We start from the raw sequence: 17620 nt of genomic DNA on the forward strand, positions 1-17620 counted from the left end.
GTCAGTGCTCCCCGCCGGCATCGAACCGGAGTTCACCGAACGTCGCCGGACGGTTGTAGTGGTCGCTGCCGATCGCGTAGCCGGCCAGGCGCGCGCTGATGACCCGCCCGTCGTTGCGCCGGCTGATGCCGGTGATGACGAAGCGGCTGTCCAGCACCACGCTGCGCATGCCGCTGTTGCGTGTCAGCACGTCCTGCGCCGCTGTCGCGTCCAATGGCCAGAAGTTCAGCTCCTCCGGGTTGTCCACCTGCAGGCTGATCTGCTGGGTGCCCGCCGATGGCGAGGGCTGCACACTGAAGTTGAACGCACTGCCCGGCATGAACGCATCCAGGTAGTAGCCGCCACGGCTGGCGTCGTACTCGCCGAAGCGCGCGTTGACGTTCATGCGCAGGCGGCCGACGTCGGCGGTGCCGTCGTAGATGCCCTGCAGCCGCTCCTGTTCTTCCTTGAGCAGTGCAGGACGCTTGAACTCGTCGGCGTACGCCACGCGCGACTGCGCCGCGGCCCACTCGTCGATCGGCGGCGTGCGCCCTTCAAGCCGGTAGGCCAGCATCAGGATCTGCAGGTCGTCGGGGTGGTCGAGCTGGCGGTCGCCGAACCGGGCCGCCGCCGGTGCGCCCGATGCCGCGACGGCCTTGTCCGACGACGCGCGTGCTTCGGGCGATGCAGCCGCAGGCGATGTGCCGGCCGCCTGCGCCGTCGACGCGGACGCCGATGCGGTATCGCCCTCCGCTTGCCCGCCCTCGCAGGCGGCGAGCGCGACGGTCAGTGCGAGGACCAGGCAGGCAGGCGCGCGCCGGCGCGCTTCAGAGGCGGACATCGCTGGCATCGCCGGCCTCCTTCACTTCGGCATCGCGCCGTTGCTGGCCGATGCGCTGCAGTTCCGCCTGCAACCCTTCGACATGCGCGTAGGTGTCGCTCTGCTGGATCATCGCGGTGTGAAGCTCCATCGCCAGGCCGGGATTGCTGCCGCTCAGCACAACGCGTGCACTGATGTTCAGGCCGCAGCCTTCGGTCCAGCGCGCGCGGGCGGTGTCGGCTCCCCCCGAAACACCGTTGCGGCAGCGACCGAACAGCGGGTTGGCTTCCGACAGCGGATTGCCCGCGCGGTCATAGATCCACTGCAGGTCGCGCGTGCCGGCCGAGTAGCCGCGCGGCGAGTCATCGTTCTCGCGCACCTGCGGCTGCCCGTACTTGGCGGTCAGCGCCTGCAGCGTGGCGTCCACCGACGGCATCTGGCCCTCGCGGAACTTCTGCGTGCGCCACAGCACCTGTGCCGTTTCCTTGCCCGGCACGCCGGGCGTGGCCACGCTGACGATCTCGTCGGTGTGTTCCCACTTCAGCTTGCCCCGGCATTCCTGCCACTCGCGGGCGAAGTTGCACGGCCGGTAGCTACCCTTCTCGACCGTGAAGAACTGCGTGCCCAGCGCCACGCCATGCGTATCCAGGCGATCTAGCCAGCGCTTTTCTTCGGTGACCACCGCCTCCTCGCCCAGGCTGCAGCGCGTGGTGGCCATCGCTTCCTGCAGCGTCATGCCCAACCGCAGCCCGATGATGTCGGGACCGGCGAGCTCCTTGCGCACCTTGGCCGGACAGCGCAGCGGCGCCGGCCCGTCGGGCCCGGCCATGGCGGCTTCCTCCAGTTCGTCCAGCGGCACACCGACTTCTTCCTGGCCGTCGGCCAGCTCGTTGCCGCCGCCACAGGCGGACAGCAGCAGCACGGACAACGCCAGCATCGGGATCGGGGTTTTCTTCGGCATCATTCCTCTCCAGGTGGACCACGCCCTGCGCCACCGCGGCGCACGGCACGGCGGTTCAATCCAGCAACACGATCGCGACACGGCGGTTGGCGTCCGCGTCGGGCGCGTCGGGCCGTTTCAGCCGGCTTTCGCCGAAGCCCTGCACGTCCAGGCGCGAAGGCGCGATGCCGAACGTGCGGCCCAGGTACTCGGCCACGGCGGCCGCGCGTTGCCGCGACAGGCGCAGGTTGGCGTCGGCCTCGCCGACCGCGTCGGTATGGCCATGGATGCCGATGCGGCGCGCGGCGAGCGCCGGCGTCAGCAGCACGCGACCCAGTTCGTCCAACTGCATCAGGCTGTCCTGACGCAGCGTGGCGCGCGCGAAATCGAACAGGATGTTGAGGTCGATGCGACCATCGCCGGCCAGCGCGTCGCCGATGCGGCCGGCATCGTGAAGGTCGGGCTGGATCGTCGGCATGGCGACGGCGCACGCCGCGGGGGGTGTCGCCGGTGGGGCCGTGCGGCCGAGATCGAACTGCTTGCACGACGTGCCACCGCTGACCTTGCCGGTGAAGGACCGGCCTTGGGCATCGACATGGCCATCGAAATGCACGACCCGGTAACCGCCTGGCTTGAGCAGCCAGTCCTTCCCTTTCAGCTGCAGTCGGCCGCTGGCGGGGTCGTAGGTACCGGTCATGGTGAAGCAGCCGGTCGGCACGCGCGGGTTGCGCGGGTGGGCATGGAAGTGGAACAGCGCGCTGGCCCGGGTGGGCGCGGCCTCGGTGATGCTGAGCGTCAGGCCGGTCAATCCCTGCGAGCAGACGTAGGTGCCGACCCACGGGCCCAGCACGCTGCGGGCGGGCGGCGCCGGCTGCGCGGCCGCCGTGGCCGCCAAGCCCCACGCCAGCGCCGCCACCCGCATCCGCCAAAGCCGCCTTCCCGCTTGCCCCCTGGCCTTCATGTCCATCCCCTGTCCCCGGCCGGCGCCGGGCATGGGGGGAGACTGGCGGCGCCGCCCGCCGCGCGTCCTCATGGAGGTTTCAAGAAACCTTCAAGCGCGCCGTGACGGGGCTTCCGGCGGCACGAACGGCCGTGTAACCGGCGTTATCATCGGCCGCATGGCCCCCTCCCCTTCTTCCGATGTGCGGCTCTACCGCTGGCGTTTCGGCACCGTCGAGTTCGACGAGGCCCGCCACGAACTGCGTGTCGCCGGCCTGGCGGTGGACATCGAGCACAAGCCGCTGCAGGTGCTGTCGGTGCTGCTGCGCCATGTGGGCGAGGTGGTGACCAAGGAGGAGCTGTTCGACCAGGTGTGGACCGGCAGGATCACCGTCGACCACGTGCTGGCCACGGCCGTGGGCAAGCTGCGCAAGGCCCTGGACGCGGCCGGCGAGGACCGCATCGCCACCGTCCCGCGCGTGGGCTACCGCCTGGACGGCCCGGTCGAACGGGTGGCCCAGGGCCAGCGGCGCGAGACCGCGCTCGACTTCACCGCCGGCCAGGCCGTGCCCGGCCGCGGACACTTCGTGCTGGAGCGTCCGCTGGGCCGCACGCTGGGCAGCGAGGTCTGGCTCGCGCGGCAGCCGCGCACGCGCGATGCGCGCGTGTTCAAGTTCAGCCTGGGCGGCGAGCGGCTGGCGGCGATCAAGCGCGAGGCCACGCTGATGCGCGTGCTGCGCGACACGCTGGGCGAGCGCGACGACTTCGTCCGTGTGCTGGACTGGAACTTCGAGAGCGAACCGTTCTTCCTGGAATGCGAGTACGGCGGCCAGGCCCTGCCCGACTGGGCGGACGAACACGGCACGCTCGCCGGCTGGGACCGCGCGCGCAAGCTCGCGTTCTTCCTGCGCATCGCCGCGGCGGTCGACGCCGCGCATGGCGTGGGCGTGCTGCACAAGGACATCAAGCCGGCCAACGTGCTGGTGCGCGCGCGCGGCGATGAGGCGTGGCAGCCCTGCCTGACCGATTTCGGCAACAGCCGCCTGCTGCAGCCGGAACGCCTGGCCGAGCTGGGCATCACCGGCATGGGCATGACCGTGACCACCGCCCACAGCGGCGACAGTTCCGGCACGCCGCTGTACCTGGCGCCGGAACTGATCGCCGGACAACCGGCCACGGTCCGCAGCGACGTGTATGCACTGGGCGTGCTGCTGTACCAATGGCTGGTGGGCGATCTGCGCCGGCCGATGGCGCCGGGCTGGGAACGCGACATCGACGACCCGCTGCTGGTGGACGACATCCGCCGCGCCACCGATGGCGATCCCGCGCAACGCCTGGGCAGCGTGGCCGAACTCATCGATCGGCTGTCCACGCTGGCGCAGCGCGGCGCACAGGCGGAGCAGCAGGCGGCCGCCGCAGACGCCGCCCGGCGCGTGCAGCGCGCGCTCGAAAATACGCGTGCACGCAGGCCGTGGGTGATCGCCACCATCGCCATGTTGAGCGTCGGCTTGCTGGCCAGTTCGGCGCTGTGGTGGCGCAGCGAGCAGCAGCGCAAGAGCGCGGCGATGCAGGCCGCACGCGCGGAGGCGGTGACGCGCTTCCTCAGCGACGACCTGATCGGCGCGCTGAGTCCGGGCGGCGCAGGCTTCGAAGGCGATCCCACGGTACGGCAGATGCTGGAGAAGGCGGGCACGCCGCTGGCCACGCGCTTCGACCAGGATCCCGCCGTGCGCGGCGGCATCCATGCCGCGCTGGGCGATGCGTGGCGCACGCTCGGCGACCGCGAGCGCGCGGCACGGCATCTTCGCCAGGCCGTCCAGGACTACGGCCGCGCCTTCGGCGTGGACGACGAACAGACCCTCGTCGCGCGCTACGGCCTGGTGCGCACGCTGGCCTATGCCGGCACGCCCGAATCCTTCGCCGAGGCGGAACGCCAGTTGCAGGAGGCCGATCGCCTGGCCGGCAAAACGCGGCTCGACGGCGAGAACACGGTCGCGCTGCACGCCGCCATCGCGCGCGGCCAGTTCCATTTCCAGCAACTGCAGATCGAGCCCTCGCTGCTGGCGCACCGCCGCGCCGACACCTTGCAGCGCGCGCTGCGTCCCGACGATGCGTCGATGGCGGCGCTGATCCGCTCCAACATCGCCGATGGCCTGCTGCGCTCGGACAAGGCGGACGAAGCCATTCCGCTGCTGCAGGCCGTGCTGGCCGATCCGCTGCTGACGCCCGCGCGCATCGGCGAATCCACGGTGGCCGGATATCGGGTGATGCTGGCGCGCGCCCTGCGCAACCTGGGGCGGTACGCGGAGGCGCTGCCGATCGCGCAGGCGGCCGCCACCACCACCGAACGCATCCTCGGCCCCGACGACTACAGCACGCTGGTGCAGATGTCGCTGGTCGCCAGCATCCACGACTACGCCGGCCACTGCGACAAGGCGCTGCCCATCGCGCGCACGGTGCGCGAACGCATGGCGAAGCGCTACGGCGAAGAACGGCAGGCCACGCTGATCGAGACCGGCAACCTGGGATTCAAGGAATACGACTGCGGCGACCGCAACGCCGGCCTGGCCTACCTGCGCCAGGCCGAAAGCGGACTGCGCCGCAACTTCGGCCAGGACAACGTGGCCGCACACAGCTTCCGCTATGCGCTGGCCGGACACCTGGCAGACCAGGGCCGGTATGCCGAAGCCCTGGAGATGGCCGAAGGGCTCAGCGTGCCTGCGTTGACCGCCGGCGATTCCACCCCCGGCTGGGAGCACCGCCTGCAGGCGCTGCGCGGCCAGATCCTGATCCAGTCCGGCCGCGTCCGCGAAGGCCGCCCGTTGCTGGAATCGGCGGTGGCGTCGCTGACCCGGCTGGGCGCGGCCGACCAGGCGCAGATCGAGGGTTGGCAGAAGCTGCTCGGCACACCATGAGGCTGCGCGCCGACAGCGCGGTTCGTACCACCCCGGCCGCTCAGGCCATCAAGGTGTCCTGCGCCCATTCGATGAACGCCCGCAGCCGCGGCGAGGGCAGGCGCGTCTTCGGGTAGACGATGGATACCGGACTCGGCAGCGGCGGATGCGCTTCGAGCAGCGGAACCAGCCGGCGGTCGCTGAAGTAGCTGTCGAGCCGGTAACGCGGCGCCTGGATGATGCCGAACCCGGCGAAGGCGGCACCGACGTAGGAATCGGCACCGCTCACGCGCACGCGGGTCGGCAGCGTGACCAGTTCCACCTTGTCGTCGCGCTGGAACTCCAGCGGCAGCAGGCCTCCCAGCGACGACGACCTGAAGCCGACCATGACATGGCCACTGGCCTGCAACGATGCGATGGTGTCCGGCGTGCCGTGGCGTGCGCAGTAGGCCGATGATGCCGCCGTCGCTTCCGGCAGCGCGGTCAGGCGGCGGGCGATGAGGTCGCTGTCGCGCAGCTCTCCCACGCGCACGGCGCAGTCCACGCCCTCGCGCACCAGGTCGACATAACGGTCGCCTTCGCCGATATCGAGCTCGATCTCCGGATAGCGTTCGAGAAAGGCCGGCAAGCGGGGGAACAGCAGATGGCGCGCGAGCGTGCCGTGCACCTCGATGCGCAGCGGACCACGCGGACGCACATCGCGGAAGGCGCTTTCGGCGTCCTCGACATCGGCGATCAGGCGCAGGCAGCGCCCGTAAAAGGCCTCGCCTTCGAGCGTGGGCGTCACCGTGCGGGTCGTGCGCTGCAACAGGCGCACGCCGAGCCGGGCCTCCAGCGCCTTGATCGCGTCGGTGACGGTGGCCCGCGGTAGTCCCAGGTCGTCCGCGGCACGGGTGAAGCTGCGCCGCTCCACGATCCGCGCGAACACCCTCATGGCATCGAAGCGGTCCATTAGCCGGATATCCGAATTGTGATATCGGATTATGCGGGATTATCCGGGCGATGATTGCCAATAAGGTGGCCACACGCCATTCCGGCGCGCAATGGAGCCTCCCCATGAACCTGCCCTCCAGGCCGGTCGCCATCGTCACCGGCGGCGCCCGCGGCATCGGCGCGGCGATGTCCACGCGTCTGGCCGCTGACGGCCATGCGGTGATCATCAACTATGCGGCGCGGCGTGAAGACGCGGATCGGCTGGCCGAGCGCATCCGGGCGGCCGGCGGCGACGCGATCGCCGTGCAGGCCGATGTCCGCGATCCCGCCGCCATGCGCACGCTGTTCGATGCTGCCGAGGCGCGCCACGGCGGCATCGATGTGCTGGTGAACAATGCCGGCGTCCTCGATCTCGATCCCATCGCCGACTACAGCGACGACCGCTTCGACCGCATCGTCGCCATCAACCTCAAAGGCAGCTTCAACGGCATGCGCGAGGCGGCCCGGCGCCTGCGCGACGGCGGCCGGATCATCAACGTCTCGTCCAGCGTGCTGCCGCTGCGGCTGGAGACGTACGCGCCCTACGCCGCGACCAAGGCGGCGGTGGAGGCGATGACCACGGTGCTCTCGCGCGAATTGCGCGGGCGCGCGATCACGGTCAACGCGATCGCGCCCGGCCCGACGGCCACCGACCTGTTCCTCGACGGCAAGTCGCCCGAGCTGATCGAACGGATGGCGAAGATGAATCCACTCGAACGTCTCGGCACGCCGGACGACATCGCCGCGGTCGTGTCCTTCCTCGCCGGGCCGGACGGCGGCTGGATCAACGGACAGGTCGTGCGCGCGAACGGCGGCATGGCCTGAGTACCCGCGTCCCGCACCGATGTATGCACACCTCGCCGACGTGACGCGCCCGTCGTCTTCCACACCCGACTCCCACCCTGCCTGGAGCACCCCATGAGCATCACCACGACCTCGCGCAACACCTATGTCCTGGCGACCCTGGTCGCCGCGGTCACCGCCGCGGGCGCCAGCGCCATCAGCCTCTCGCTGGCCCTGCCCGTGTGGGCGATGTTCATCGGCTGGATCGCGTTCTATACGCGCGGCCTCAGCGTGCGCTCGACCATCGAGAATCTCGCCTGCGTGGGCGCAGGCCTGTTGCTCGGCGTGGTGGCCACGCTGGCCCTGCAAGCGCTCTCAGGCAACGCGGGACCCGCATGGTCGCTGCCGCTGGTCGTGTTCGTCGTGGCCATCGTGGTGGTGTCGCTGCGCGGACTGCCGGTGATGAGCAACCTGCTCGCCTATTTCCTCGGCCTGGTGGCGTGGTTCGCCGCACATCTGGAGCCCTCGTTCGAGAGCGTGGGCAAGCTGTTCGGCGCCGGCACGCTCGGCAGCACCGCCGGCTGGATCTCGCACACCGTATCGACGCGACTGTCGCGTGCAGCCACAAGCCCTGCCCACTGAGCCGACACCGCTTCGCCATGACGAAGCCGACACACCCCGAGGAGACATCGAGATGAAAACCCGTCACTACGCTGCACTCGCCCTGTTGGCCGTTGCCCTGCTGGTCAACGGCATGCCACCGGCCCACGCGCACGACGCCACCACCGAGCGCAATCGCCAGTTCATCACCCAGGCCTTCGCGCAATGGAGTGCGGGCGGAAAGACCTTCTTCGACGATGTGCTGGCGCCGGACATGGTGTGGACGATCAAGGGCAGCAGTCCGGTGGCGGGCCGCCATGAAGGACGCGAGGTCTTCATGGCCAAGGCGGTCGCCCCCTTCGCCGCACGCCTGTCGTCGCCCGTGCGGCCGACGGTCAAACATGTCTGGGCCGATGGTGACCACGTGGTCGTGCATTGGGATGGCGAGGCTACCGCCCTCGATGGGCAGCCGTACCGGAACAGCTACGTATGGATCTTCCAGATGGAGAACCTGCGTGCGTCGAGGTGACCGCGTACCTCGACCTGGTGCCCTATGACGATGTCATCCGGCGGATTCCGCTGGATTGAGACCGGCAGTGGAAGCACGGCATCGCGCCCGCGCATCGTGTGCTGGCGCGATGCCGTGTGGCAGCCGTGTTTGCATGACAGATATTCAAGAGGTGCCAAGCATCACGCGACTTCATCGTGCGGTACTCGCAGTCGTGGCTCGGACAACGCCCACACCGATCTGTGTACACATTGCACGAATTATTTTCCTGGGCGGCCGCCGCCTTAAACGCTTCTTAAAGTCCGCGCCGCACAGTGCGTCACCTGCTGATCGCACGCAGGCCTCTCCCCCATCGTTTTCCTGCGAGGTACCGCCCGTGGTCCACCGGCTTGTATCCGATGCGCTTGCGCATCCCGTTCCTTCGTCGTCTCCCGGCAATGCGATCCATCGTGCGCGCAGCCGCTGGACGGCGATGCTCGCCATGGCCGGCGCGCTGCTGCTTTCCGCCTGCACGGCCAGCGGCACGGTCGCGCAGCCGGCGCCCAAGCCGGACTGGGGTACGGCCGACATGCCGTCCCAAGCCGGACGCATCTTCGTGGTGACCGGCGGTACCAGCGGCATCGGGCTTGAAAGCGCCAAGGCGCTGGCCGCCGCCGGTGCGGAGGTGATCATCGCCGCGCGCAATCCGCAACGCGGCGAGGAAGCGATGGCCAGCATCCGCCAGGACACTCCCGGCGCCAACGTGCGCTTCGAAGCGCTCGACCTCGGCGACCTGGCGTCGGTGCATGCCTTGGGAAATCGCCTCGCCGTGTCGCTGCCGCGCCTGGACGGGCTGATCAACAATGCCGGCATCATGGAGCCGCCCCAGCGTGGCACCACGCCCGACGGGTTCGAGTCGCAGTTCGCGATCAACTATCTGGGCCACTTCGCGCTGACGGCCGACCTGCTGCCGCTGCTGCGCAAGTCCGACGCGCCCCGTGTCGTCACCCTGTCCAGCATCGCGGCACGACGCGGCGCACTCCACTTCGACGATCTGCAGTTCGAACGCGAATGGGATACGGCGGCAGCCTACCGGCAGTCGAAACTGGCGTGCCTGATGTTCGCGCGTGAGCTGCAGCGGCGCAGCGATGCGCAGGGTTGGGGTATCACCAGCATCGCGAGCCATCCCGGCCTTTCGCGCACCAACCTGCTGCCGTCGCAGGGACGCAGCACGCCGCTGTGGCGTTTCTTCCAGACCGCGGAAAGAGGTGCCGTGCCGACGCTGTACGCGGCCACGGCGCAGGACGCGCAAGGCGGACACTATTACGGACCGACCGGCCTGCTGGAAGCACGCGGCGCGCTGGGTCATGCCCGTGTTCCCGAGGCCGCCGCGGACGCCGAGGCCGCCGCACGCCTGTGGGACATCAGCGAGACGCTGAGCGGCGTGCACTACCCGTCGGGCACGGCCGAATGACGTCCGCGGACAGCACAGCCCGGGACCTTCGCCGATGAGCCGGAACGCGCCCACCGACCGACCGCGCCTGCCGTATCGCCTGTTCAATCTCCATCGCGAAGAGGTCGCGCCGGTCCTGATTGCCGCGCTGTTCTTCTTCTGCGTGCTGACCGCCTTGATGCTGCTGCGGCCCGCACGCGACGCACTGGGCATGGAGCGCGGCATCGAAAGCATCCGCTGGCTGTTCGTCGGCACGGCGCTGGCGACGCTGGCGGTGAACCCGGTGTTCGGCTGGCTGGTGGCCCGCCTGCGGCGGATGCAGTTCGTCGGTGCGACCTACGGCTTCTTCGTCGTGAGCCTGGTTGGATTCTGGGCCCTGCTGATTTTTGCGCCGGGCGCGATCGGCGAGCGCAGCGGCCAGGTGTTCTACGTCTGGTTCAGCGTGTTCAACCTGTTCGTGACGATGGTGTTCTGGGCGCTGCTCGCGGATCGCTTCACCAGCGACCAGGGCAAGCGCTTCTTCGCACTGATCTCGGTCGGCGGCACGCTGGGCGCGATCTTCGGGCCGTGGCTGACGTCGCGCCTGGCGGTGCCGTTGGGCACGCCGAGCCTGTTGCTGGTCGCGGGCGGCTTCCTGCTCATGGCGTTGGTCAGTGCCTGGCTGCTGCTGCGGGTGGTGCCCGACAAGGCGGCAACGGGCGATGCCTCTTCATTCGCCGCGCGTGTCGTGGCCGAACCGGCGCGCATCGGCGGCAGCGCCTGGGCCGGTCTCGTTGCCGTGTTCCGCTCGCGCTACCTGACCGCCATCGCCGGCTACGTGGTGCTGATGACGGTGCTGGCGACCTTTATCTACTTCACCCGCCTGCAGATGGTGGCCGCGGTCACCGACGACATGGATGCGCGCGCGGCAATCCTGGGCAGCATCGACATGTGGACGCAGGTCGCGGTGCTGGTGTTGCAGCTCACGCTGACCGGCAAGCTCATCCAGCGCTTCGGCCTGGGCGTGGCGCTGGCGATCCTGCCCGTGGCCACTGCGCTGGGGTTCATCGGACTGGCGATCTACGGTTCGTTCGTCGTGCTGGTGTTGCTGGAGGCCACCAATCGCGCCGTGCAGCGCGGGATCACCCGGCCGGCACGCGAGGCCTTGTTCACCGTGGTGAGCCGCGAAGAAAAGTACAAGGCCAAGGCCTTCGTCGACACCTTCATGTACCGCACCGGCGATGTGGTCGGCGCACAGGCCGAAGGCGTGCTCGGCCGGCTCGGCCTGGCACTGGGCGGACTGGCCAGCGTGGTGGTGCCGCTGGCCGTGGCCTGGGCGGCGATCGGCCTGTGGCTGGGACGCGCGCAGGCGCGCTATGCCACTGCCGCGGAACAGGAGTTCTCCTCCACGCCCGGACAACACCGTGCGCCGTCGTCCTCCGGAAAAGAGGCATGACGGCGACAGCGACACCACGCATCCACACACACGGCGCTGCACCTGAGCTGGCGCTTCCCATACCAACGCACGACCCACTCCCCCACGAGGACATGCCCATGATCAATGCACCCCACACCCCATCACTCTCCGCACCGTCCGCCTGGCGCGGGCGCCTCGCCGCCCTCGGCCTGCTGCTCGGCGGCGTGGCCGCGCTGGATGCCGCGGCGCAGACACCACCGCCGCCGACCTGGAGCACGGCCGAGATGCCCTCGCAGAAGGGACGCATCTTCGTGGTCACCGGCGGCACCAGCGGCATGGGCTTCGAGGATGCGAAGGCGCTGGCTTCGGCTGGTGCCCGCGTGGTCATCGCCGCGCGCAACCCGCAGCGCGGACAGAAAGCGATCGAGAAGATCCGGCAGGACGTGCCCGCGGCGCAGGTGGAGTTCGAAGCCGTCGACCTGTCCGACCTGTCCTCGGTCCGCGAGTTGGGCGAGCGCCTGGGCGATTCGCTGCCGCACCTGGATGGCCTGATCAACAACGCGGCGATCATGGCGCCGCCGGAACGTGGCATGTCGGTGGACGGGCTCGAGATGCAGTTCGCCACCAACTACGCCGGCCACTTCCTGCTCACCGCCGAGCTGCTGCCGCTGCTGCGCAAGAGCGAGGCGCCGCGCGTGGTGACCCTGTCCAGCATCGCGGTCCATCGCGGCACCCTGAACCTGGACGACCTGCAGTCGACCGGCGCCTACGAGCCGATGGCCACGTATTCGCAGTCGAAGCTGGCCTGCCTCTCCTTCGCGCTGGAACTGCAGCGTCGCAGCGATGCCGGTGGCTGGGGCATCCAGAGCATGGCCGCCCATCCCGGCGTTGCAGTGACCGAACTGGTCGCACGCGGTCCCGGCCTGGAGAGTCCGCAGGGACGCCAGTGGGCCAGCAATCGCGCGAACCTGCAGACCGCAGCCCAGGGCGCCATTCCCACGCTGTACGCGGCGACAGCACCCACCGCACAGGGTGGCGTCTACTACGGACCGACCGGCCCGAACGAGATCGCAGGACCGCTGGGCCTGGCCGCCATTCCCGCCATCGCCCGCGATGCCACCGTCGCTGCGCGGCTGTGGGACCTGAGCGCGCAGATCACCGGCGCACGCTTTCCGTCGCCGGCCCGCTGATCGCACGCCATGCGGCACGACCGGGATAATCGCGGCCGTATGAGCGTGGTGCCCGACGCGCCGCACGCCATGGCAGGCCACGGGGCAGCGCATGCTGCCTCGCGGTTGAGCACGGGCCTGCTGCTCGCCACCAGCTGGATCAGTGGTGTCGTGTTCGCCGCCTACATCGTGGCGTTCTTCGGCGGCACGCTGCTGGCGGGCGCGGGCCAGCGCTGGAACGAATCCCTGCCGGGCCTGCACGACCCCGCATCGCCGCTGGCCATCATCGCCATCGGCGTGCATTTCCTCACCGGCGCCGTCTTGCTGCTGCTGGGCCCGGTGCAGTTCATCGGCCGCCTGCGGCAGCGCGTGCCCGCGCTGCATCGCGGGCTCGGCCGTCTCTATGTGGCGTCGGCGGCGCTGGCGGGCGTGGGCGGACTGTTCTTCATCGTCGCCAAGGGAACGGTGGGCGGTCCGGTGATGGACATCGGCTTCGGTCTGTACGGCGTCCTGATGGTGCTGTGCGCGGGCATGGCGTTCCAGCATGCGCGCGCACGCCGCATCGCGCAGCATCGTGCATGGGCCATCCGGCTGTTCGCGCTGACCGTCGGCTCCTGGCTGTACCGGATGGAATACGGCGCCTGGTTCCTGGTCGCGGGCGGCATGGGCACCGGCAGGGGCTTCACCGGATGGTTTGATGCGGTGATGGTGTTCTTCTTCTATCTGCCCAACCTGCTCATCGCCGAGCAGATCATCCGCTCGCAGCGATCACCGCATAGCACCCTGTCCCGCGTCGGATCGAGCGCGCTGATGCTGGTCGCCAGCGGCTTCATCGCGGTGGTGACCTGGCTCTTCATCAACGGCGCCTGGGGCCGACGCCTGGTCAGCGGCCTGATGGCGACATCGTTCTAGGCGCGCGGCGCGCGCTCCCCCTTCCCCCACTTCAACGAGGCACGCGTCATGGCAGGTTGGACAACATCGGATATTCCGTCGCAGATCGGTCGAACGGCCGTGGTCACCGGAACCGGAGGTATCGGTTTCCACATCTCCGCGGCATTGGCACGGGCCGGCGCCAACGTCATCGTGGCGGGGCGCAATGCCGCGAAGGGTACGGCGGCGGTCGAACAGATACGCGAGGCCGTGCCGCACGCGCATGTGCGGTTCGGCTCGGTCGACCTGGCCAGCCTGGAGTCGATCGAAGCCTTTGCCGAGACGCTGCGCCGCTCGCACGGCAGCCTGGAGCTGCTGGTCAACAACGCAGCGGTGATGGCGCCGCCGCAGCGCAAGGAAACCGCTGACGGCTTCGAGCTGCAGTTGGGCACCAACCATCTGGGGCATTTCGCGCTCACCTCGCGCTTGCTGCCGCTGTTGCGCCAGGGTCGCGACGCGCGCGTGGTATCGCTGTCCAGCGTTGCGGCGCGCAGTGGCACGATCAACTTCGAGGACCTGCAGTCCAGGCGCTACTACACGCCGATGGTCGCCTATGGCCAGTCGAAGCTGGCCTGCCTCATGTTCGCCTTCGAATTGCAGCGTCGGAGCGTGGCAGCGGGCTGGGGCATCCAGAGCCTCGCCGCGCATCCGGGCATCTCGCGCACCGATCTACTTACCAACGGCGCCGGCGCCTCCAGCCTGCCCGGCCTGGCACGGCGATACCTGTGGTTCCTGTTCCAGCCCGCCGAACAGGGTGCGCTGCCGCCGCTGTTCGCCGCGACCGCGTCGACCGCACACGCAGGTGCGTACTACGGCCCCGACAGGCTGGGCGAGACGCGCGGCCACCCGGCACCCGCGAAGGTGCCGTCGCAGGCCGAGGACGTCGCGGTCGCCGAACGCCTGTGGCAGGTGTCGGAGCGGTTGACCGGCACCGTATTCGGCACGGAGGGAATGCGCCGCCCGGCGCCTTGACGATGTTGCGCGCGGACCGTCGTGCTCCGTCACCGCGCTTCGCCGGTTCCGAACCGACACCGTCAACGTCCGCATGCCATGGCCTCGCTTGAGACCGACATGACGCGATCCGCGCGGCGACCGCCGCGGCGATGGGTGGCGAGCTGGACGAAGGCGGTCTTCGATGTGCGTCGGGAAGACCTCGGTCCGCTGCTGGCCGCCGTGTGCGGATTCTTCTTCGTGCTGACGGCGCTGATGCTGCTACGGCCCGTGCGCGATGCGGTCGGCATGGCCGGCGGCATGGAGAGCGTGCGCGGGTTGTTCATCACCACCGCCCTCGTCACGCTGGCGCTCAATCCTGTCTTCGGCCTGCTGGTGGCCCGCGTCCGCCGACCGCACGCCATCGCCATGACGTACGGCTTCTTCGGACTGACGTTGCTGGTGTTGTGGGCGCTGATGACGTTCGGCTCCGCGGCCGCGGCGCTGCGCAGTGGCCAGGCGTTCTATGTGTGGTTCAGCGTGCTCAACGTGTTCGGCACCATGGTGTTCTGGGCGCTGGTCTCCGACCGCTTCACCCGCGAACAGGGCACGCGCCTGTTCGCGCTGGTCGGCGTGGGCGGCACCCTGGGCGCGATCTTCGGCGCCTGGCTGACGTCACGGCTTGCGCAACCGCTCGGCGCGTCCAACCTGCTGCCGCTCGCGGTGGTGCTGCTGGTGGCGGGCATCCTGTCCGCGTGGTGGTTGATCCGCCTCACGCCGGCCCGCGGCAAGGCGCACGACGAGACGGACAGACAGCCCGCCGACGATGCAGCCCCGATGGGCGGCGGCGCATGGGACGGTGCGCAGGCGGTCGTCCGCTCGCCCTATCTGGCCGGCATCGCCGGCTACGTGTTGCTGATGGCGGTGATGACCACCCTGGTCTACCTCGCCCGCCTGCAGCTGGTCGCCGGCGTGGATGCGGGACAGGATGCGATGGCGGCGTTGCTGGCGAACATCGACATGTGGACCCAGCTCGTATTCCTCGTGTTGCAGCTCGCGATGGCCACCCGCATCGGCCACCGCGTCGGCCCGGGGCATGCGCTGGTGGCGCTGCCCATGGCCACCGCGCTCGGATTCGCGGGACTCGCGGCACACGGCGGCATCGCGATCCTGTACGTGCTCGACGCCGCCAACCGGGCGGTGCAGCGCGGCATCGCGCGTCCGGCCCGCGAACTGCTTTTCACGCACGTCCGGCGCGGTCACAAGTACAAAGCCAGGGCCTTCATCGACACCTTCGTCTATCGGCTGGGCGACGTGCTGGGCGCGCAGATCGAAGCGATCGTCGGGCGAGCGGGCACGGGGCCGGGAAGCCTGCTGGGCGCGGTCATCCCCCTCACGGCTGCGTGGGCGCTGCTGGCCATCTGGCTGGGGCGACGCTACCGCAATGCTCGACAAGAACCGGCGCCCGACATCGCAGGTTGATGATGCGGCCGCTGCCTGTCCGTTGAACCTCCTGACAGAGGAGAGGCGAGAACGCGGTGCGTCTGGAATGCACGGAAACAGGGACAGCCTGCAGGTCGACCACAGGAGAGACGTCATATCGACGTCATGTTGGCTTTCCAGAATCGCCGGAGGGTCCCTCCTTCCACGCGGGACTGGCGTGGGGATCCTTCTTGTCGCTCCAACACTCCGCCGAAAGGGTCGTGGCCGATGACAGCGGGCGCGAGCACTGGTTCGCTTTCAACATCCTCCCGCACGAAACATCGCTGAGGCGCTGGCTGGCTGGCCTGCGGATCCAGGATTCCGATGCCCTGGACATCATCCAGGAGAGTTATGCGCTGCTGCTGGAGCGCGACAGGCTGGACGACATCCTCAATCCGCGGGCGTACCTGTTCCAGGTGGCGCACTCGCTCATGCTGCGCAATATCCGGCGTGCGCGGATCGTGCCGATCATGGCGATCGAAGAGCTCGGCACGATCGAAGTGGCGGACAAGGCCGCCACGCCCGAGCAGAAGGCGATAGGGCTGGACGATCTGCGCCATCTGTCCGAACTGATCGAGGGCATGCCCGAGCAGGCGCGTCAGGCCTTCGTCTTCCGCCGGATACACGCGCTTTCGCAGCGGGAGATCGCCGAACGGATGGGCATTTCCGAGAACACGGTCGAGAAACACATCGCGCGCGGGATCCGGTGGCTGGGAGACAGGCTGGCGGATGGCGGAAACCCCTGCTCCCAGATCTCCAAGGGAGATGGACGGAAAAACAAGCGTGTCTGAGGAGGGTCGCGAATCAAGCCGGGCGATCGAAGCGACCGCGGCCCAGTGGGTGGCGCGGCTCGACCGTGCGCCGCTGACGCCCGCCGAGGACAGGGAACTCCAGGACTGGCTGCGCGGGGATCCCCGCAGTCGCGGCGCCTTCATGCGTGCACGGGCCTTGTGGTCCCGACCTGAGGCCATCCTCGTCGTCGCCGACGCTCCAGCCGCAGAGCCCACGTCGTCCCCGCTTCACCAGGACGCAGCGCTCCCCCGAGACCGCAGGCGGGTCCGCCATTGGCTGGCCGCACTGGCCGCCTCGCTCCTGCTGTCGGTCTTCATCTTCGTCACCATCCCCGTGCCGACCGCCTATGCGACGGCCAAGGGCGAGATGCGGCGGATTCCGCTGACGGACGGCTCAACGCTCACGCTCAACACCGACAGCCGCGTGGATCTCTATGAAGACAATCACCGCCTGCTGGTGAAGGTACGTCGCGGCGAAGTGCTGGTCGAGGCGACCGGCGACGGCGGATCGCTTCGGGTGGAAGTCGATGGCCGATATCTCGATGCCGGAGCCGCGGTGTTCGTGGTGCGCAAACTCCCGGGCAAGCCGACGCAGGTGGTCGTGCAGAACGGCGAGGTTGCCGTGCCGGCCAGCGGCAAGGGCCGGGAGCTGCTCGCTGCCAACACCCGCGCTTCCCTGATCGCCGCCTCCATGGACGTGCAGGTCTCGTCGCTGTCGGCGGACCAGATGCAGCGCGAGCTGGCGTGGCGGGAAGGCAAGCTCGCGTTCCGCGGAGAAACCCTGGCCGAGGCGGCGGCGGAGTTCGCGCGCTACAACGATGCGTCGATCGAGATTGCGGATGCCAGACTGGCGGCGTTACCCATCACCGGGTACTTCGCGGCCAACAATCCGGCCGGCTTCAGCCGGGCGGTCGCCGGCGTGTTCGGCGCGAAGATGCGCCAGGAAACGAAGAACAGGATCGTCATCGAAGATTAAATTTTCATGACGCATGGCGGAAGCGCGCGCGCCGCGTCTCTTGCATTCGAGGCCCGCAATTTCTGCGGCCACTATCCAC

General features: G+C 69.1%; 16 protein-coding genes. 12 read left to right on the forward strand and 4 right to left on the reverse strand.

What is annotated here, in order from left to right; all coding sequences use genetic code 11:
- Position 1: 1 nt before the first annotated feature.
- Genes MMG85_RS03735 through MMG85_RS03745 form a run of 3 tightly spaced genes read right to left on the reverse strand, consistent with a single transcriptional unit; the run spans position 2 to position 2700 of the window.
- Positions 2 to 829, reverse strand: a complete 828-nt coding sequence (locus tag MMG85_RS03735) for a hypothetical protein (RefSeq protein WP_241044802.1) — start codon at positions 827 to 829, stop codon at positions 2 to 4.
- Positions 807 to 1760, reverse strand: a complete 954-nt coding sequence (locus MMG85_RS03740; protein WP_241044803.1) for a hypothetical protein — start codon at positions 1758 to 1760, stop codon at positions 807 to 809. The genes MMG85_RS03735 and MMG85_RS03740 overlap by 23 nt, the downstream gene beginning before the upstream one ends.
- A gap of 55 nt (positions 1761 to 1815) precedes the next feature.
- Positions 1816 to 2700, reverse strand: coding sequence for an OmpA family protein (locus tag MMG85_RS03745; protein WP_241044804.1), 885 nt, complete (start codon positions 2698 to 2700; stop codon positions 1816 to 1818).
- Positions 2701 to 2857: 157 nt separating this feature from the next.
- Here MMG85_RS03745 and MMG85_RS03750 point away from each other — a divergent pair, with 157 nt between their 5' ends.
- A complete protein-coding gene (locus MMG85_RS03750; RefSeq protein ID WP_241044805.1) occupies positions 2858 to 5593 on the forward strand; it encodes a winged helix-turn-helix domain-containing protein in 2736 nt (911 codons plus the stop codon).
- Positions 5594 to 5633: 40 nt separating this feature from the next.
- Here MMG85_RS03750 and MMG85_RS03755 read toward each other — a convergent pair whose 3' ends face one another.
- Positions 5634 to 6524 carry a LysR family transcriptional regulator gene (locus MMG85_RS03755; RefSeq protein ID WP_241044806.1) on the reverse strand — a complete coding sequence of 297 codons (891 nt, stop codon included), beginning with the start codon at positions 6522 to 6524 and terminating at the stop codon, positions 5634 to 5636.
- Between the two features lie 104 nt (positions 6525 to 6628).
- Between MMG85_RS03755 and MMG85_RS03760 the strand changes: the two genes are divergently transcribed.
- The 11 genes from MMG85_RS03760 to MMG85_RS03810 all read left to right on the forward strand — a co-directional run bounded on the left by MMG85_RS03760 (position 6629) and on the right by MMG85_RS03810 (position 17541).
- On the forward strand, positions 6629 to 7369 hold the full coding sequence (locus MMG85_RS03760) for an SDR family oxidoreductase (RefSeq protein ID WP_241044807.1): 741 nt from the start codon (positions 6629 to 6631) through the stop codon (positions 7367 to 7369).
- 93 nt (positions 7370 to 7462) lie between these two features.
- The gene (locus MMG85_RS03765) at positions 7463 to 7969 is read left to right on the forward strand and encodes a DUF1097 domain-containing protein (protein ID WP_241044808.1); all 507 of its coding nucleotides are present in this window, start codon (positions 7463 to 7465) and stop codon (positions 7967 to 7969) included.
- Between the two features lie 52 nt (positions 7970 to 8021).
- Complete coding sequence (locus MMG85_RS03770) at positions 8022 to 8456, forward strand: nuclear transport factor 2 family protein (RefSeq protein WP_241044809.1); 435 nt, start codon at positions 8022 to 8024, stop codon at positions 8454 to 8456.
- A gap of 355 nt (positions 8457 to 8811) precedes the next feature.
- Complete coding sequence (locus MMG85_RS03775) at positions 8812 to 9888, forward strand: SDR family oxidoreductase (protein WP_241044810.1); 1077 nt, start codon at positions 8812 to 8814, stop codon at positions 9886 to 9888.
- 34 nt (positions 9889 to 9922) lie between these two features.
- Positions 9923 to 11302 carry an MFS transporter gene (locus tag MMG85_RS03780; protein WP_241044811.1) on the forward strand — a complete coding sequence of 460 codons (1380 nt, stop codon included), beginning with the start codon at positions 9923 to 9925 and terminating at the stop codon, positions 11300 to 11302.
- A 98-nt stretch (positions 11303 to 11400) separates the two neighbouring features.
- Positions 11401 to 12453, forward strand: a complete 1053-nt coding sequence (locus MMG85_RS03785; RefSeq protein ID WP_241044812.1) for an SDR family oxidoreductase — start codon at positions 11401 to 11403, stop codon at positions 12451 to 12453.
- A gap of 39 nt (positions 12454 to 12492) precedes the next feature.
- On the forward strand, positions 12493 to 13344 hold the full coding sequence (locus MMG85_RS03790; RefSeq protein ID WP_241044813.1) for a DUF2306 domain-containing protein: 852 nt from the start codon (positions 12493 to 12495) through the stop codon (positions 13342 to 13344).
- A 48-nt stretch (positions 13345 to 13392) separates the two neighbouring features.
- Entirely contained in the window at positions 13393 to 14334 is a 942-nt protein-coding gene (locus MMG85_RS03795) for an SDR family oxidoreductase (protein WP_241044814.1), read from the forward strand.
- A 99-nt stretch (positions 14335 to 14433) separates the two neighbouring features.
- Entirely contained in the window at positions 14434 to 15774 is a 1341-nt protein-coding gene (locus MMG85_RS03800; protein ID WP_241044815.1) for an MFS transporter, read from the forward strand.
- Positions 15775 to 15995: 221 nt separating this feature from the next.
- Positions 15996 to 16565, forward strand: coding sequence for an RNA polymerase sigma factor (locus MMG85_RS03805; RefSeq protein WP_241044816.1), 570 nt, complete (start codon positions 15996 to 15998; stop codon positions 16563 to 16565).
- The gene (locus MMG85_RS03810; protein ID WP_241044817.1) at positions 16558 to 17541 is read left to right on the forward strand and encodes a FecR domain-containing protein; all 984 of its coding nucleotides are present in this window, start codon (positions 16558 to 16560) and stop codon (positions 17539 to 17541) included. Before MMG85_RS03805 ends, MMG85_RS03810 begins: the two co-directional genes overlap by 8 nt.
- The last annotated feature ends 79 nt before the right edge of the window (positions 17542 to 17620 follow it).

This window comes from Pseudoxanthomonas sp. LH2527 (assembly GCF_022539275.1).
Lineage (GTDB): Bacteria > Pseudomonadota > Gammaproteobacteria > Xanthomonadales > Xanthomonadaceae > Pseudoxanthomonas_A.

What these genes read in the sequence shown, in the direction of transcription:
- MMG85_RS03735 (WP_241044802.1), bottom strand. Translation starts at nt 829, where the DNA reads ATGCCAGCGATGTCCGCCTCTGAAGCGCGCCGGCGCGCGCCTGCCTGC.
- MMG85_RS03740 (WP_241044803.1), bottom strand. Translation starts at nt 1,760, where the DNA reads ATGCCGAAGAAAACCCCGATCCCGATGCTGGCGTTGTCCGTGCTGCTG.
- MMG85_RS03745 (WP_241044804.1), bottom strand. Translation starts at nt 2,700, where the DNA reads ATGAAGGCCAGGGGGCAAGCGGGAAGGCGGCTTTGGCGGATGCGGGTG.
- MMG85_RS03750 (WP_241044805.1), top strand. Translation starts at nt 2,858, where the DNA reads ATGGCCCCCTCCCCTTCTTCCGATGTGCGGCTCTACCGCTGGCGTTTC.
- MMG85_RS03755 (WP_241044806.1), bottom strand. Translation starts at nt 6,524, where the DNA reads ATGGACCGCTTCGATGCCATGAGGGTGTTCGCGCGGATCGTGGAGCGG.
- MMG85_RS03760 (WP_241044807.1), top strand. Translation starts at nt 6,629, where the DNA reads ATGAACCTGCCCTCCAGGCCGGTCGCCATCGTCACCGGCGGCGCCCGC.
- MMG85_RS03765 (WP_241044808.1), top strand. Translation starts at nt 7,463, where the DNA reads ATGAGCATCACCACGACCTCGCGCAACACCTATGTCCTGGCGACCCTG.
- MMG85_RS03770 (WP_241044809.1), top strand. Translation starts at nt 8,022, where the DNA reads ATGAAAACCCGTCACTACGCTGCACTCGCCCTGTTGGCCGTTGCCCTG.
- MMG85_RS03780 (WP_241044811.1), top strand. Translation starts at nt 9,923, where the DNA reads ATGAGCCGGAACGCGCCCACCGACCGACCGCGCCTGCCGTATCGCCTG.
- MMG85_RS03785 (WP_241044812.1), top strand. Translation starts at nt 11,401, where the DNA reads ATGATCAATGCACCCCACACCCCATCACTCTCCGCACCGTCCGCCTGG.
- MMG85_RS03790 (WP_241044813.1), top strand. Translation starts at nt 12,493, where the DNA reads ATGAGCGTGGTGCCCGACGCGCCGCACGCCATGGCAGGCCACGGGGCA.
- MMG85_RS03795 (WP_241044814.1), top strand. Translation starts at nt 13,393, where the DNA reads ATGGCAGGTTGGACAACATCGGATATTCCGTCGCAGATCGGTCGAACG.
- MMG85_RS03800 (WP_241044815.1), top strand. Translation starts at nt 14,434, where the DNA reads ATGACGCGATCCGCGCGGCGACCGCCGCGGCGATGGGTGGCGAGCTGG.